This is a genomic window from Streptomyces sp. SID5785 (assembly GCF_009870065.1).
Taxonomy (GTDB): Bacteria; Actinomycetota; Actinomycetes; order Streptomycetales; family Streptomycetaceae; genus Streptomyces.
This window is the reverse complement of the sequence record NZ_WWIA01000106.1, coordinates 1-16,047: the sequence shown is the minus strand read 5'-3', so window position 1 is coordinate 16,047 and position 16,047 is coordinate 1. Positions and strand designations below refer to the sequence as shown.

10 protein-coding genes are annotated in these 16,047 nt (G+C 68.0%); 7 read left to right on the top strand and 3 right to left on the bottom strand.

Annotation, left to right across the window (positions count from 1 at the left end; all coding sequences use genetic code 11):
• Nucleotides 1-1,909: 1,909 nt before the first annotated feature.
• A complete protein-coding gene (locus GTW43_RS03165; RefSeq protein ID WP_161300046.1) occupies nucleotides 1,910-2,401 on the bottom strand; it encodes a phosphotransferase in 492 nt (163 codons plus the stop codon).
• Between the two features lie 270 nt (nucleotides 2,402-2,671).
• Here GTW43_RS03165 and GTW43_RS03160 point away from each other — a divergent pair, with 270 nt between their 5' ends.
• The 3 genes from GTW43_RS03160 to GTW43_RS37825 all read left to right on the top strand — a co-directional run bounded on the left by GTW43_RS03160 (nucleotide 2,672) and on the right by GTW43_RS37825 (nucleotide 6,782).
• Complete coding sequence (locus tag GTW43_RS03160) at nucleotides 2,672-4,156, top strand: hypothetical protein (protein WP_161300044.1); 1,485 nt, start codon at nucleotides 2,672-2,674, stop codon at nucleotides 4,154-4,156.
• A 371-nt stretch (nucleotides 4,157-4,527) separates the two neighbouring features.
• Nucleotides 4,528-5,088 (top strand): hypothetical protein, encoded by a 561-nt coding sequence (locus tag GTW43_RS03155; protein ID WP_237536364.1) that lies wholly within the window; start codon nucleotides 4,528-4,530, stop codon nucleotides 5,086-5,088.
• Between the two features lie 689 nt (nucleotides 5,089-5,777).
• On the top strand, nucleotides 5,778-6,782 hold the full coding sequence (locus GTW43_RS37825; RefSeq protein ID WP_237536363.1) for a hypothetical protein: 1,005 nt from the start codon (nucleotides 5,778-5,780) through the stop codon (nucleotides 6,780-6,782).
• A 617-nt stretch (nucleotides 6,783-7,399) separates the two neighbouring features.
• On the opposite strand, the gene GTW43_RS03140 is transcribed toward GTW43_RS37825, so the two are convergent.
• Both GTW43_RS03140 and GTW43_RS03135 read right to left on the bottom strand, forming a co-directional pair.
• Nucleotides 7,400-8,017: a 4'-phosphopantetheinyl transferase superfamily protein gene (locus GTW43_RS03140; RefSeq protein ID WP_343245880.1), complete on the bottom strand. Its 618-nt coding sequence runs from the start codon at nucleotides 8,015-8,017 to the stop codon at nucleotides 7,400-7,402.
• Between the two features lie 20 nt (nucleotides 8,018-8,037).
• Nucleotides 8,038-12,030, bottom strand: coding sequence for an amino acid adenylation domain-containing protein (locus GTW43_RS03135; protein WP_161300040.1), 3,993 nt, complete (start codon nucleotides 12,028-12,030; stop codon nucleotides 8,038-8,040).
• Nucleotides 12,031-12,222: 192 nt separating this feature from the next.
• Between GTW43_RS03135 and GTW43_RS03130 the strand changes: the two genes are divergently transcribed.
• From GTW43_RS03130 to GTW43_RS03115, 4 genes are all read left to right on the top strand, one after another.
• Nucleotides 12,223-12,804: an NAD(P)H-dependent oxidoreductase gene (locus GTW43_RS03130; protein WP_161300037.1), complete on the top strand. Its 582-nt coding sequence runs from the start codon at nucleotides 12,223-12,225 to the stop codon at nucleotides 12,802-12,804.
• Nucleotides 12,805-12,930: 126 nt separating this feature from the next.
• A complete protein-coding gene (gene epsC, locus GTW43_RS03125; RefSeq protein ID WP_161300035.1) occupies nucleotides 12,931-13,539 on the top strand; it encodes a serine O-acetyltransferase EpsC in 609 nt (202 codons plus the stop codon).
• Nucleotides 13,540-13,662: 123 nt separating this feature from the next.
• The gene (locus GTW43_RS03120; protein WP_161300033.1) at nucleotides 13,663-14,613 is read left to right on the top strand and encodes a cysteine synthase family protein; all 951 of its coding nucleotides are present in this window, start codon (nucleotides 13,663-13,665) and stop codon (nucleotides 14,611-14,613) included.
• Complete coding sequence (locus tag GTW43_RS03115) at nucleotides 14,610-15,878, top strand: MFS transporter (RefSeq protein ID WP_161300031.1); 1,269 nt, start codon at nucleotides 14,610-14,612, stop codon at nucleotides 15,876-15,878. Before GTW43_RS03120 ends, GTW43_RS03115 begins: the two co-directional genes overlap by 4 nt.
• The last annotated feature ends 169 nt before the right edge of the window (nucleotides 15,879-16,047 follow it).

Sequence of the window (16,047 nt, the reverse complement as noted above, 5' to 3'; positions counted from 1 at the left end):
GTGTGGGTCGACGGCGGACGGGATGGGAGCTGGGGGTGGTGGGGTAAGGATGCTGACGGTCAAGCCGCGCCGTTAGTGAGCTCCGCTTCAAAAATGGGGGAAACATGCCGACCTGGACAGAGGCTCTTTCTATAGCGTCACCGACAATCGCGCTTGCGTCTGCCTTCTTTGTTCGCCGATCGAGTCGAATCGCGAAGGAGTCCCTTGCATTAACTCGCCGAACTGGTCAAGCAACGTACGAAGCGGCACAGAGCGCGTACACACCTTCAGTACATCTTTTCCTCGAAAAGATCGAATACAGAGAAGCGACAGCACGTGACCTTGAAGGCATCGCGGGAGCAGAGGCCCATAGTTGGGCACTAGGGCCAGACAAAGATAGCCTCGAAGTAATTATTGAGGGGAAATTGATCAACACTCACCCCTACGAAATACTCCTGACCCTCCACGACCACAAAAATTCTGGTCGAGAAGTTTGGTACGCATACCGGAATCAGTCCGTCTTCCTACTCAACGGAGAAGAAGTCGATCTCGGGCACGCCATCTTGTCTCCCGAGGAGGAGGTGACGTTCACCTGGATTGACCGCAGGTCGCGAGCCGAGTGGATATCCATACGAAACCTGCACGACAGGAGTTCGTGGAGGTATCCAGAGCTAAGCCCCCCGAAGCTGACTCCCGTTGAATTCACACGCACAGCCCTTCGCCGCGAATCAGTCACATGGGCAAGGGCATCAAAGGTAAAGCGCTCCGGATTCCGGATCGTGTGCGAGCCTCGCACAACTCAACGGGTTGCAACCACCTGGGACGCCGAAGTAATCCAGTCCCCCATCAGGATTAGCGGCAGAGATGAATTCGAGGCCACGACTTTCGAAGCGAGGAAAGAAGTTATTGCGGGACCAATAGATGACCGGGTAGTGCGCTATCGCGCAGACTATGACGCTACTCTAGCGCTCGTAATTTCACCGAAGTTTCGACACCTCCCTGGTCGCTCGTAGAGGGCAACAACATCAACAATGTACAGGAAGCGAAGGTGGCCTGTCGTAAAGGGCGACGTTGCGGCAAGCCGTCCACATGGGGGTATCAACAGTGCATACATCATTCCGCATCGACTTCGCCGGTTTCATAGCCGACCCGGAGGACGACGACTGCCAACGCCGAGCAATCACCATCGAAGCTGATCGCTTCACATTCGAGGGCAGTCACCTGGTCTTGTGGACCGGTGACACAGAGCGCACCCGCTTCCCGATGGAGGCGGTCAAGTCCATCAAGGTGGCGCACGTACCTGGCGGCAGCCAGCGCGAGGACCCGGACCAACTCCGCAAGCGTTACCCGAACTTCCAGAAGCCCTGGAGCACAGCCGACGAAGAGAGGCTCCTCGCCCTGTACCGGTCCGGGCAGCGCGACTATGAGGAACTGGCCGTCGAGTTCGGGCGACAGCCCAACGCCATCGAGTCACGTCTCAAGAAACTCGGACTGAGAGGCTGTGACCGAGGCGGATCTGTTCCAGCGAGTGGTGCCGTCTTCTCGCAAGCGGCCAGGTCAGCGAAACGGCCCCTTCGGCGGCACCGTCTTCACCGACTCGCCAGATCGAAGAGTCGGCCTACACCATGAGCAGCCAGGCCGTGTGCCGGCGTCGGAGTTCGGCTGGTGTCAGGTCGGGACGCCCAAGCGGCCCATAGTTCCCGGTCCATGACTCGATGTCCGCGGCCGGCCACAGTGCGGCGAAGCGATCCCACGCGGACAGGTCGGGCAACACCACTCCCGTGGTCCGCTCATAGTGCGCCGCAAATTCATCGGCGATTGCCCGCCCGTGTAACAGGTAGAGATCGAACCGGCACCAGGCGACGTCGTAACCGCGCGGTGCTAGTCCGGCTCCCTCCCAGTCGATGACCGCAGTTACCCGACCGTCGGACTACAGGGCGTTCCCCGACCAGAAATCTCCGTGAGAGAAGACGGGCCCGCCCGAAGAGGCAGGAAGGATCTCGGGACGGCGGGCCCGGACGCGGTCGGTGAGGTCGCGCAGGCCAGACTCCGCAGGCAAGTCCGTGGCATGCACGCGCGCCAGCGCCGAAGCTAGTTCGCGGGCGGCCAGGGAGGGGTTGTTCGGGAGGGCATCGGCCTTGCCCGGCAGCCGCGAGACCAGGACACAGGGGGAGCCCGTTTCGTCGCCGTCCGGGTAGACCGCGATCAACCGTGGAAAGGGGCCCGCGACCTCCGCAAGCAGTGACAGGATCCGCTGTTCACGGGCAGCGGCCCCATCCTCGGGCGGAATCCGCCGCAGCACGAGATCCTGCGGCAAGACGAGGAAGGTTTCGGCGTGCGTACCTCCGGCCAACGGGGTTGCAGACAGCGGAACCGCACCGGTGGCCTCGGCGATCCATTCCCGTTCTCGCTCTCTGAGCATAATAGGCCTCGCTTCCGGGATGCGCGTACGCGATCTTCCAAACTGGTGCTCCAGGGCAGCATTGTGGGGCCCGTCGCAGTCAACCTGCCGCCTGGGCTCTGCTCGTTCGAAGAGCCAGAGTGCCCCGGGCTAGTGCCAGCACCTCTGCCCAGCCGCAGACCTGCCCAGAACCTACTTTCGGCCAACTCGGCGATGTTGAGCGTACACAAATCTAGGCATGGGTATTGATGCCGATCTGCGGAATACCACTCGACGAGCCTGGGGGCGTCAATGCGTGTTTCCGAATACTACAAGCTGGGGCAAACACAGCCGACCCTTGATTTCGTTGACGTGGACGTAGAAAAAGATACCCCCGTTTACATCGATCCGAGCACGCTAAAGAATCTTCCAGACGAGTGGTCGAGCCAGTGCCACACGATGCTTTCGACCTTTTTCCATAGTGTGGTAGACGCAATAAACGCCGGCGAACAGGATAGGCTTCGCGAGCTCCTTGTGCGACTCCAAGAGCCGAACGAGACGCACTTCGGCCTGTCAAAAGGAAAGTCGCGCGGTCGAGGCCTGGGCCCCTATCTCGTGCAACGCATAACCAATAACCTAGTGGTGAGCCGAGCGGCAGAGACTGGTCTGCTTGAGGATCTAGAGGATACGACTCTCTTCATAGAGGGAATCGGCAAAGACATCATTTCAGACGTGACCACGAATATCATTCGCGGGATGCTGATCTCGTACACACAGTCAATGGCCTCGATTTATGGCATGGAGCTTCAAGAAGGCGTGTACAGCGGACTCGTCTGGAATCATTCAACTTGCGAGTGGGAAGAGGGAAGCACTCGCATGTTGGTACCAGGAAGCCCTTTGCTATTGGTGCCCAAGATAATAGTCCGACACGACCTTCATTTAACCAAGGAGGAGTACTTCAGAAACCACTTGGCGCCGACGCTACAAGACGAGGAGCTCGACAAGCCGGGCAGTAAGCTCGTACAAACCGCCAAGACCGGGCGAAAATTTGTAACCAAGATGGACGTCGAAAAGGAGTACGGCGGCGACAAAGAGAAAATGGTGGACCTGACGTTGAGCCGCTCTCAAGTTTTCCGTAACTATAAGGAGGAAAAACGAAAGAAGCCGTCCCGCCCCCTCGATCACGATGAGCTGAGTCAGGCCACCGGGACCAAACCGGTTAGCTACAGGAACCTTCTAAACGACGCACTTGACACACCCCCAGGAGCCGAGAATGCCACCACATATCACCGAAGGGTACACGCTCTTCTTAGCGCGATCTTCTACCCTTGGCTCACCTATCCGATTGTCGAGCACCCCCTGGACCAATCCCGAAAGCGAGTTGATATCACCTACACAAACAATGCAACTGAAGGGTTCTTCGGATGGGTAACACGGCAGGGCCATCCAAGCTCGCACATATTCGTCGAGTGTAAAAACTACTACTCCGAGCTCGGAAATCCCGAGTTGGATCAAATTTGCGGCAGGTTCTCGCCACTGCGCGGAAAGGTAGGACTGCTACTTTGTCGATCCCTCACGAACAAGGAACACTTTCTCCAACGCTGTAGGGACACAGCGCTCAGTCGCCATGAGTTCATACTCCTCCTCGACGACAGCGACCTCTCAGCCCTCGTCGATGAGGTCATCACAGCCAATACCCCTGTAGACCCGAACAGGATCGATGACGAAGACCAAGAGCAGCCCTACCCAGGGGAATTTCGGCTGCTATTTGAGCGCTTCCGCAAACTCGTTAGCTGAACCTTGCCGACTGAGCTGACGCACTTCTCTGGAGCGCCGCAGTTTTCAGCGAACCGCAGGACGGGGCGGCCCCAACTGACTGGCCTGCTCCGTGGACTATCCGCGGACGGAAGCCGAACGGTTAGCCACCGCCGGGCCCCTGACCAGTTGAAACACGTGGACTCACCCGGCCTCCGGAACCGTGTGTACTCAGTCTTTGGTCACGAGCAAGAACGATGCCTCCGGTGGGCGATCGGCCGGCACCGGGGGCCTCTTTTGGGTGCGGCCCCATGGGCAGTTACGAGGAGCTCCGATCCCGTCCACCGCCTGCCCAGGCAGAGCAAACCAGACGCCCTCTTGGGTTGTATCCAACGATGAGCATCATGGTGACCATGTCTGAACAGTGGGGGAACGTCGTCGCAGCACTCATCGCAGCCGTGGCCGCATTAGTCGGCGTACGCATGGGGCTCCGGCAGGTCGCGGACGGGGCACATATCGAACACGAACAATGGCTCCGTGGCCAGCGCCAAGAGGCGTACGTCGTACATCTAGATGCGGTCGATCATGCTCGGGCACAACTCGCTGACATCATCAACAGTGCCGATCGCTACGAGGAAGCCACCAATGAGGGACACGAGTGGAGCGACATCGGTGAGGACATCGACAGGTGTGGGGAAGAGATCTGCAATTCGGTTCGCAAGCTACTAGAGCGCGTGTACCTTCTCGGCCCAGAGAAGGTACACGCTGCGGCGGTTGAGTTGGATCACCGCCTCACCGAGCTCAAGCTAGTGGTGCGCATCCCTGAGGAGGGTGTGCGCTCGCCGAACTATGAGCTGTACAGAACAACAGAAGACTCCCTGGAGTCAGCACGACGTGGGTTCCTAACCGTGACACAGCAAGTGTTAGGGACGGCTCCCCAGCCGAGTCGCGGCAGGTCTTGGCGCCGCAGGTAGTCACAGATCAGGCCTGTCGAATGCGTGTCGAAGCAATCGGCCAACCCCAAGTCAACGACGCAAATGGCCAGTTCAGAGACGGTTCCGCTGTCGATCGCCCCGCCCCCTTCTAAGCGCTTTGCCGCAGGTTCGAGTCCTGCCGGGGGCGCCATCTTCTGGCCCCGCTTCGGTGGGGCCTTTCTGCTGTTCAGAGGGCCTGTCGGTAGACACGCGGAAGCCCCGGCGACTCCCCGTGTCGAAGTCCTCGGCGGCGGGTCAGTCCTGCCGTTCAGCCCGTCAGTCGGAGGCAGACATGTCTGCGAGACCTGTCTTGCAGCGGCGCCTCGAAGCAGCGGGAGGCAACTGAGCATCGATCGGGCACAGACCGCGAGCAGCACGGGGCGCTGTTGCCCACCCGGGCGGCCACCTGAGCGGGCTGGATCCCGTCGCGGAGCCACTTGGACGTCGCCCTGAGGGCGTGCTCGTTCGTTGATGAGTGCATGACGAATCTGGAGGAGCGACTGGTGCCTGACGAGTTGTGGATGCTGTACCGGCGGGTGGTGCCACCGACTGTGGTGATACGCCCTCAGGGCGGTGGCCGACGCCGGGCCGGTGCTGAGGTGAACAGGCGGCAAGAAGTTGACCTCTCCGTGTGCTCGTTATCCTCTCGACAACTTCGGGTTGAGGCTTGGCGTTTGTGGAGGTGTTAGGTGCAGCCGTGGGAATCCGACCCGGCGTATCAGACAGTGGCGCGGGCGTTCCTGGACGGGGATCCGCTGGATCAGGTCGGAGGCCCTCTCGACGTTCGCGCGGTAGTGGCCGGCATCCGTCCGGAAGCCAAAGAGAGGTGCCTGGTGGAAGAGGTTCCCTGGGATCGCTTCCCAGAGGGCGCCAAGGTCGGCAGGATTATGGAACGGATGCGGTCAGGAAGTCTCGCCGACGTCCGAGGCGCCCTCGACACGCTCGATGGCCTGTGTGCAAACGACATGAGGGCTGTGGTTGCACCGGCAGTGCCTCTCCTGGTGCGGATAGGCGCGGACCCGGACTCGGGCTTGCGGACGAGAGCCCTGGGCGTGACCGCCGCCGCGGCGCGCGTCGGGTACCTCGGTGTGTGCACTCGTACAGCGATGCTGCGGTATCGCGGTGCGGACGACTGGCTGTACGAGCCCACCGGCTACTTGGCGAACTGGTCGACGCAGGCCGCTCGTGACGCAATCGCCGCAGACACCGAACACCTGCTTCCGCTGATCGACGACCTCAGTCCGGCGGTGCGCATAGCCGCCGTCTACGTGCTGGCGGCCGCCGCCGACCGCGCTCAGGAGATCCGTAACGCGTTCCGCACGCGGTTGCTCACAGAGCGTATTCCTGCTGTCAGGTCTTCCCTGGTCCTGGCCATGGCAGAGCTGACTCGTGCGCACCCGAACGCGGAGACAGTGGCTTGGTTTCGAGACAATTGGTCCTCCCCCAAAGGGCTTCCCGAGGTGCGGGTGAGTGCCGCGCTGGGGTGGATGTGCCTGAGTGATCTGCCGGTTCCGGACCCACTACGCGCCATGGTTGACGACCTGGCCACTGAAGGTATGGCCCGGATGATGGCACCACTGCCATGGATGCGCGCGGCCGAGCACATCGCGGGCGACGGCCTACCCCGCTGCCTGCGCGCAATGCTGCACCCCGACGCACCAGAAACTACCCACGCCTGCGACCCGTGGTCCTGATCGATCGACGATGCGCTTGCGCGCTGCCGCAAGCCCTAGGGGTCCTCGTGTCGCGCCGCGAGTGCGGTACAGCAGAGCAGTACAGCAACGTCAGCAGCCGGCCCCTGCCCGATACGGGCCGTCGAGGACTGCCATACGACTGTGTTGGCCTTCAGCGACCGACCTGCGTGGAGCTACGGATCAGATGCTGTCGCCGGTCCGTAGCTCGTTCTTCCGCCGACGGGCGTATCCCTCCAGGTCCAGCTTGATGGCCATGACCTCCTCTACGCGGATCCGGACAGGCCCGCAGTGCAAGGCATCGCAGGAGCGAGGGCAGCTGCCGTCGATGAGCGAAACGCCGCTCAGTACGACGCCTGCTACTTCATCGACCGAAGTACACAGCACCGGATGGAACGAGCAGTCGTCGTAGATGTCGCCTACCTGGATGCCCTGCGGGTTAACGGGGTCGGGGGTCTCGGACCGTCCCACATGCTCGCCCCCTGCGCCACGCCGAGGATACGCAGAGAGTCCAGGGGCGTACCGGACGGGCGTCCTGCTGTGAGCGCCATGAAGCCAACGCCTGGCGGGCGGGGCGATGCAGTCGCCCCGCCCCGACAAACGGCGCCCGGGGGCGCCCCTCACCCCGCGTGGCGCGCGTAGGCCGAGGTCAGGGTCAGGCCCTTGCGGATCGCCCAGCGGCCCTGGAGGCGGTGTGGGAGGGGGGAGGTCGCGGGGAGCGGGCGGAGGTGGGCGGTGAAGGTGCCGTCGGGGGTCAGGTGGAGGTCCGCGTCCGTGAAGGTCAGGCGGTGGCCCGTGTACGGGTACCACGCCTTGTAGACGGCCTCCTTGGCGCTGAACAGCAGGCGGTCCCAGTGCGTGCCCGGGGGTGCGGCGCGCAGCCGGGCGCGTTCGGCGGGCAGGGCGATGGCGTCCAGGACGCCGTCGGGCAGGGGGGCGTGCGGTTCGGCGTCGATGCCGAGCATCGCCAGCTCCGCGGCGGGCGCGAGCGCCGCCGCGCGGTAGCCGTCGCAGTGGGTGAGGCTGCCGACCACCCCGGCGGGCCAGCGCGGCGCGCCGAAGGGGTCGGGCAGCACCGGCGCGGGCGGGAGCCCGAGCCGGTGCAGGGCCTGGCGGGCGCAGTGCCGGACCGTCGTGAACTCCCTGCGCCGCCGCTCCACCACGCCCTCGACCAGCGCCGCCTCCGCCGGGTGGAGCCACACCCCCGGCGGATCGTGGCGGGCCTCGGCGACGGCCACGCCGGCCGGCAGCAGGAGTCTCAGCGGTGCCCCATCGCCGCACGGACGGCGGCGACCAGCTCCCCGACGCCGTGCTCCTTGAGGACGCTGTAGTGGTCCCCGGCCAGGTCCGTGACGCCGGGCGGCTCGGCCGAGTAGCCGGAGCGTCCCTCGATGAACGAGTAGTCGTCGCCCCGCGCCTTCAGGAGGGTGATCGGCGCCTCCAGTGTGCGCTCCGTCAACTCGCGGAAGCTGTACTCGAATTCGTAGGTCGTGGCGACGATCCGCGTGATGCGGCGGATCGTGTCCTCGCCCAGCGCGGGCAGCAGGTTCCGGACGAAGGCGACGAAGCCGGCCTCGTCGTGGACGGAGGCGAGGCACGCCTCGAGGTCGGGGCCGTGCACGGTGCCCGCGAAGACCGAGAACAGGATGGTGAGGTACGCGGGGTTGGCGTAGGACGCCGCGCGGCCCCACTCCCGGCCGGCCGTCTCGCGCACGCGCGGGTTGCCGGGGCAGATCAGGATGAGGTGCTCCACCTTCTCGCCCGCCTGCTCCAGCTGCCAGGCCGCCTCGAAGGCGACGCGGGCGCCGAAGGAGTAACCCCACAGCGTGTAGGGGCCGCTGGGCTGGACGCGGCGGATCTCGTCGAGGTCGGCGGCGGCCGTCTCGCCGATGGTGGCGTACGGCGTCTCGCCCGCGTTGATCCCGTGCGCCTGGATGCCGAGGACCGGCCGGTCCAGGTCCGCGTCGCGCCCCAGCAGGCGCAGGTTCATCGGGTAGCCGCCGAGTCCCGGCCAGCAGAAGACCGGGCTGAACGTGCCCTCGCGGGCCAGCGGGATCAGACGGGAGGTGGCGGCGGGTCCGCCCGCACCGGCCCCCGCTCCGGCCCCGGGGTCCGCCCCGGCGCGGACGTCCGCGTCGATCCGGGCGGCCAGATCGCGCAGCTTCGGCGTCTCGAAGACGACCTGGAGCGGCAGCGTCGTCCCGTGGTGGCGGTTGATGCGGTTGACGAGGGCCACGGAGGCGAGCGAGTTGCCGCCGCACGCGAAGAACTCGTCCTCCACCGACACGTCCTCGTACTTCAGCGCCCGGCCCCAGGCCCGCGCGAGCCAGCGCTCGGTCGGGGTGTCCGGGGCGACATGGCCGCCGCGCCGCGGGCCGTCGACCACCTCGGGCCGGCCGGCGAGCGCCTTCGTGTCGATCTTCCCGTTGGCGGTCAGGGGCAGTTCGTCGAGGACCAGGACGCGGGCGGGCACCATGAAGTCCGGGAGCGACAGGGCCAGTTCGTCGCGGATCATCTCGGCGGGGCCCTTGGTGTGCACGGAGTCCTCGTACATGCCCTCGCTCGCGACCTGCTCGTCGCTGACCCGGCCGCCGAGGAAGAAGTACGAGGCGGCGCCGGGCGCGATCCCCGCCGCGTCCAGGAGGTCGTCGAGGCGGCGGGCGGCGGGCAGCGGGTTGCCCGTCCGGGAGGAGTAGCCCGAGGACATGAAGCCGAAGCCCGGGACGCGCTGCAGATGGTGCAGCCGGGTGCCCAGGCCGACGTACTGGAGCCAGGGCTGCGCCGCGCGGCTGACGGCGCTGATGCCGAAGCTCGCGCGGTCGTGGACGCCCTGGTTGATCGCGATGACGTGCCGGGCCTCTATCAGCCCGTCGCCGATCCGTTCGAGGTGCCCGTCGCGGTAGCGGTACTGCCCCTCGGGCAGTCCCTCGACGCGCCCGGCGTGTGCCTGCACGTACAGCTCGGCGGTCTCGGGGCGCGGCCGGCCCGTCGCGGGGGTGACGGCGAACGTGCCGAGGTAGAAGTCCTCGTCGTCGACGTCGAGACCGTCCTTGACGGCGGGGAAGTGACCGAGCGGCTCCACGGTCAGGCCGTACGCGGGCAGCACCTCCTCCAGGACACCGACCATGTGCCCGGTCTCGAACTCGAGGACCTCGCGGATGTTGTTCTTGTACACGGGCTCGATCGCCCGTCTGCGGCCCGCGAAGTGCACCGCGAGACCGCCGGGCGGGCAGTGCCCGGTGGCGTCGGCGACGCGGACCAGGCGGTGTTCGACCGGGTGGTGGTAGTACACGCCCGCGGCGAGCGCCGGGACGCCGGAGCTCTCCAGGTAGAGCTGGGTGGCGTACAGGGCGCCGGGCGACGCGTAGGCGTACTTCGGCAGGAGCCGCTCGGTGCTGTGGAACTGGCCGAACCAGCGCAGGATCGTGCCCAGTTCGGCGGCGGTGAGATCGGCGAGCGGCCGGGAGAGGCCGGGGACCGGGCGCGGGGCGAGCAGGCGCAGCAGGTCGTCGGCGGTGACCTGGCCGCCCTCGTAGAAGCGGTAGGTCTTGCGGGCGAAGGTCTCGCGGCGCTGCTCCGGCGTCTCGGCGCGGCCCTCCAGGGCGAGCGAGGGGCGGCCCGCGAGCTCCTCTGCCGTGCGCACGCCCGGGTTGGACAACTGCGCCCTGACCTGGAGTTTGGAGGACTTGGACTGGTGGTGGGCGCCGTGTGCGCCCTGGTCCATGACGGCGGCCGTCCGCGGGTTCAGCTCGACGCAGGCGAGCAGCGCCTGGTGGCCGGTGCGGGTGTCGTCGTGGACGAGCGTGGCGGCCCGGCGCACCCAGGTGTGCTCCTCGATGCGCGCCGCGACCTCCTCCAGCTCGACGCGGTAGCCGCGCAGTTTGACCTGGTTGTCGGTGCGGCCCATGAACTGGAGCGTCCCGTCGGGGTTCCACAGGCACAGGTCGCCGGTGCGGTAGAGCCGGCCCTCGGGGTCGAGGGACGAGGTCACGAAGCGCTCGGCGGTCTGCTCGGGGCGTCCGAGGTAGCCGCGGGCCACCTGGATGCCGCCCAGGAACAGCTCGCCGGTCTCCCCGATGTCGACGGGGGCCATCCGGTCGTCCAGGACGTAGGCGCGTACCCCGTCGACAGGCACGCCGATGGGGACGGTGCCGTGCTCGCCCTCGCCGAGCCGGTCCGGGTCGACCTGGTGCGCGGTGGCGTTGATGGTGACCTCGGTCGGGCCGTACAGGTTGACCAGGGACACCCCGGGAAGTTCCTGCAAGACGTCGCGCGCCAGGCCGTGCGTGAGTGCCTCGCCGCCGGAGAAGACGCGGCGCAGGGACGTGCAGGAGGCGAACCGCTCGGTGTCCAGGAGTGCCTGGAGCAGCGTCGGCACGCACTGGAGCGTGGTCACGCCGTGCGCGCGGACCGTGTCGACGAGGGCCTCCGGGTCGCGGTAGACGCCGGGCGGGCCCATCACGACGCGGGCGCCCGTGGCGGGCGCGAGGATCTCCCACTGGGCGGCGTCGAAGCTCATCGGGGTCTTCTGCAGCACCGTGGTGTCCGGGCCGAGGTGCCCGCAGGAGTCCAGCCAGGCGAGCTGGCCGAGGACGGCCCGGTTCTCGATCATCACGCCCTTGGGGCGGCCCGTGCTGCCCGACGTGTAGATGACGTACGCGAGGTGCTCCGGGGCGGCGGGCACGGCGACGGGAGCGGAGTCGGGGCCGGGGGCGGAGTCGGGGCCAGGGCCGGTGCCGGGGGTGGCGCCCGGGTCCGCGGCGAGGTCGGCCGGGGTGACGATCCGGGTGCCGGCCGGGGCCAGCGCCGCCAGCCGGTCGCGCAGATGCTCCTGCGTGACGATGACGGACGTGCCGGAGTCCTCGATCATGTACCGCAGCCGGTCCTCGGGATAGTCCGGGGACAGCGGCAGATAGGCGGCGCCCGCGGCGAGGATGCCCCACGCGCCGGTCATCAGGTCGAGCGACGGCTCGGTGAACAGGCCCACGCAGGTGTCGGGTCCGGCCCCGGCCCCCGCGAGCCGGGCGCCCAGCGCACGGCTCGCGGCGTCCAGTTCCCGGTACGTGAGGTGCGTGTCGCCGAGGACGACGGCCGGGGCTCCGGGCCGCAGCCGCGCCTGCTCCGCCAGCAGGGCGGGCAGACACGCGCCGGTGCGCGCCCGCTCCGTCGTGGGGGCCGGCGCACCGGCTGAGGCGGTGGCTCCGGCAGTGTCGGTCGTCGTCCCGGCTGTGATCGCAGTCGGCGTCTTCATGGCATCGTCCCCGCAACGTAATGCTCGGTCGGTGGCAGCACGGCCCTCCCCAGGCCGGTGCACAGCCTCGGGCCGGCGGCGTCCGAACGTGTCCCGCGAAGATCCCGGCGGCGGGCGGTATCGCGGCGGGACCCGTTCGGGACCTGCGGCGGCCAGGGTGGAGCGAAGTCAAGACCCGTGAGGTGAGCCGCCGTGGCCAAGTTCGTTCTGATGTCGGGGAGTGTCCGCCGGGACTCCCACAACACCGCCGTGCTCGACACGGTCCGCCGGCTCGTCGCCGAGCGGCCGGCCGACGACGGTGCGCCCCACGAGGTGGTGTCGCTGTCCGTGGCCGAGTTCCCGCTCTACGACTGGGACCTCGAGCAGGGCGCGGGTTCGGCCGACGTGGCGCGGGCCCAGGAGCTCGTGGCGGGCGCCGACGCGCTGATCATCAGTACGCCCGCCTACAACGGGGAGATGTCCGGCGCCCTGAAGAACGCGCTGGACTGGCTGTCCCGGCCCGGCGGCGCCAGCCCGCTCACCGGCCGGACCGTGGCCCTGGCCAGCGCCTCTCCGGGCGCGCGCGGTGCGATCGACGCACAGCCGGCGCTCGCGGGCGTCCTGCGGCGCTGCGGCGCCGAGGTCGTGGACCACGAGCCGGTCGCCATCGGGAAGGCCGGTGAACTGGCCCGCACCGCTGACGGGTTCACCGATCCCACGGTGGTCGCGGCCCTGAGCGGGCTCGTCGACGCGACCTTCCTCGCCCTGCGCAGCCTGGTCGCCGCCGGCGCCTGAGCCTCCGCGGGCGGGCGCCCCCGCCCCGGGCTCCACCGGGCTCCACCGACCCCTTCCGGGTCCTTCCGGGCTCTTCCGGGTCCTTCCGGGCCTCTCCGGTGGCCCCTCCGAGAGACAAGGGTTCCCATGTCGCACCAGCCAGGCCTCCTGCGCACCCTGCGCGAGGACCTCGACGTGGTCGTCGAGCGCGATCCGTCCGTCCGCAACCGCCGCGAGGCGCTGCTGCACCCGGCACTGCCGGCCCTGTGGACGCACCGCGTCGCCCACCGGCTGCACCGCCGGGGGTGGCGTCTGACGGCCAGGTTCCTGGCCCGTGGGGCGCGCCGCGCCACCGGGGTCGAGGTCCACCCGGGTGCCGTGCTGGGGCGGCGGGTCTTCATCGACCACGGCGCCGCGGTCGTCATCGGCGAGACCGCCGAGGTCGGCGACGACGTGACGATCTACCACCAGGTGACGCTGGGCGCGGTCGGCTGGTGGAGCGACGTGAAGCGGCCGGACGGCCAGCGCCGCCATCCGCGGGTGGGCAACGGGGTCGTGCTCGGCACCAATGCCACCGTGCTCGGGCCCGTGACGGTCGCCGACCACGCGGTCATCGGCGCCCAGGCGCTGGTGAACAAGGACGTCCCGGCCCGTGCCAAGGTGCTCGCGCCGACGGCCGTGGTCCGCCCCCACGGGCGCGAACCGCGGCTGATGGAGGACCTGTTCGCCACGACCGCGTCGGCGGGCTCCTGGTGACGCCCGCCTCCCGGACCGGCCCCGTCCGGACCGACCCCGTCCGGACCGCCGCCGCCGGGCCCCGCCCCGGGCCGGCCCCCGCCAGGGCCCCGTACGCCCCCGAAGACGAGTAAGGACTGCCCCGTGCCTCTTGCCACCACCGGCGTGATCGCCGACAGCATCGCCGACCTGGTCGGCTCCACCCCCCTGGTCAGACTGCGGATGGCCGAACCGGCCGGCGGCGGGCGGGTGCTGGCCAAGCTCGAGGCCATGAACCCGCTGTCCAGCATCAAGGACCGCGCCGCCCTGTTCATGCTGAACGCCGCCGAGGAGCGCGGCGAGCTCCTGCCGGGCGGCACCGTGGTCGAGTCGACCTCGGGCAACACCGGCATCGCGCTCGCCTCCCTCGCCGTCAGCCGCGGCTACCGCTGCCTGATCGTGCTCCCCGAGAACGCCACCCAGGAGCGGGTGCACACCCTGCGCATGCTCGGCGCGCAGGTCGAGTTCACCGACCCCGCCCTCGGCTTCGCGGGCTGCGTGGAGCGCGCCGCGGAACTGCACGCGCAGCTCCCCGGTTCCTGGTACGCGAGCCAGCACACGAACCCGGACAACGTGCGGGCCCACTACACGACCACGGGACCCGAGATCTGGGAGGCGACCGGCGGGCAGGTCGACCACCTCGTGTGCTCGGTCGGCACCGGCGGCACGCTGACCGGCACCGCCCGCTACCTGCGCGAGCGCAACCCGGACCTGACGGTCGTCGCCGTCGAGCCGGCCGGCTCCGCGCTGCTGTCCGGCGGCGCGCCGGGCCCGCACCGCATCCCCGGTCTGAACGGCGGGTTCATCAGCCCGGTCACCGACCTCTCCCTGATCGACGAGGTGATCGCGGTCTCCGACCAGGACGCCGCGGACACCACCCGGGCGATCGCCGCGTCGACCGGACTGCTCGTCGGCATCTCCTCCGGCGCGGCCGCGTACGGCTGCGCCGAGCTGGGCCGCCGCCGCGACCTGACGGGCAGCACGGTCGTGGCCGTCTTCCCGGACACCGGCGAGCGCTACCTCAGCTGGTGGCCGTCCGAGGAGGGGCAGCGGTGAAGCTCAAGGACCTGCACCCCAATCTGCGGATCCGGATCGGCGTCGGCTTCGTCCAGCGCTTCTTCGACATCATGCTCGTCCCGCTGATGGTGATCCACTTCTCCCGGCTGTACGGGCCGGCGACCGCCGGTCTGATGACCCTGGTGGTGTCGCTCGCCGCGATCACCTGCAACCTGGTCGGCGGCCATCTGTCCGACACGTACGGGCGCCGTCCGGTCCTGCTCGCCGGTGAGTTCGGGGCCTGCCTCGGGTACGCGGGCATCGCCCTCGCGGCGTCCCCGCTGGGCGGCGGCAACGGCATCGCCATGTACGTGCTGTACCTGTGCGCCGCGTGCTGCGCGGGCATCGCCCTGCCCGCGAACGACGCGATGCTCGTCGACACCACCACGGCCGAGACGCGCACCTCCATCTACACGATCAACTACTGGTCGACGAACATGGCGTTCATGCTGGGCTCGCTCGTCGGCGGTCTCCTCTACCAGGGCTACTTCACGCAGCTGCTGACCGCCGCGGCCGTGATGCTCCTCGGGATCTTCGCGACGACCTGGTTCTTCATCTCCGAGACCGCGCCGGAGGGCGGCGTCGAGCATCCGCGCGGGGTGAGGTCCGCGCTGACCGGCTACGCGTCCGTGGTGCGCGACCGGGTCTTCCTGCGGCTGATCGTCGCCGCGCTCCTGATCCGCTCCGTCGAGGTGCAGATCTCGTCGTCCATCGCGGTCCGGCTCGGCAGCGACTTCACGCCCCAGGACCTCATCGACATCGGCTCCTGGCACGTGCGCGTCACCGGCGTGAACATGCTCGGCATCATGCGGGCCGTCAACACCCTGCTGGTGGTGTGCTGCGCCCTGTGGGTCGGCAAGGTGCTCGGCAGGATGGGCGAGCGGCGCCGGCTGATGATCGGCATCGTCGTCTTCACCGTCGGCTACATGGTCTGGGCCGTGAGCGGCGACGCCTGGACGCTGATCGTCGCGACGTTCGTCGTGACGGCCGGCGAGCTGATGAACGCGCCGGTCAAGCAGACGCTGCTGGCGAACGCCGTACCGCAGGAGTCCCGCACCAAGTACATGGCCGCCTACGGGCTCCAGGTCCGGCTCGGGCTGCTCGTCGGCTCGGTGTGCGTGACGCTCAGCGCCGTCGTCCCCGCCTGGGGGATGGCCGTCGTCTTCGGTGTCTTCGGGCTCGCCGCCATGGCCCTGTACCGCTCGCTGTTCCGGGCCCAGGACGCACGGGACGCCGCGGCCCCGGTGTCCGCCGCCGCCGGCTGAGTCCGGGACCTCCCCCTCCTCCTCTCTTCGCTCACCGTCTTCCGAAAGGGCCTCGTGCCATGACCGAGAACAAGCGGATCCTCATGGTCCAGCCCTACCGCCAGCTGGTGGAGAAGGCTGTGGCCGCCGGGCTCACCGTGTGGTCGATCTGGGACCCGGCGCAGCAGTC

What these genes read in the sequence shown, in the direction of transcription:
- GTW43_RS03165 (WP_161300046.1), bottom strand. Translation starts at nt 2,401, where the DNA reads ATGCTCAGAGAGCGAGAACGGGAATGGATCGCCGAGGCCACCGGTGCG.
- GTW43_RS03160 (WP_161300044.1), top strand. Translation starts at nt 2,672, where the DNA reads ATGCGTGTTTCCGAATACTACAAGCTGGGGCAAACACAGCCGACCCTT.
- GTW43_RS03155 (WP_237536364.1), top strand. Translation starts at nt 4,528, where the DNA reads ATGTCTGAACAGTGGGGGAACGTCGTCGCAGCACTCATCGCAGCCGTG.
- GTW43_RS03135 (WP_161300040.1), bottom strand. Translation starts at nt 12,030, where the DNA reads ATGAAGACGCCGACTGCGATCACAGCCGGGACGACGACCGACACTGCC.
- epsC (WP_161300035.1), top strand. Translation starts at nt 12,931, where the DNA reads ATGTCGCACCAGCCAGGCCTCCTGCGCACCCTGCGCGAGGACCTCGAC.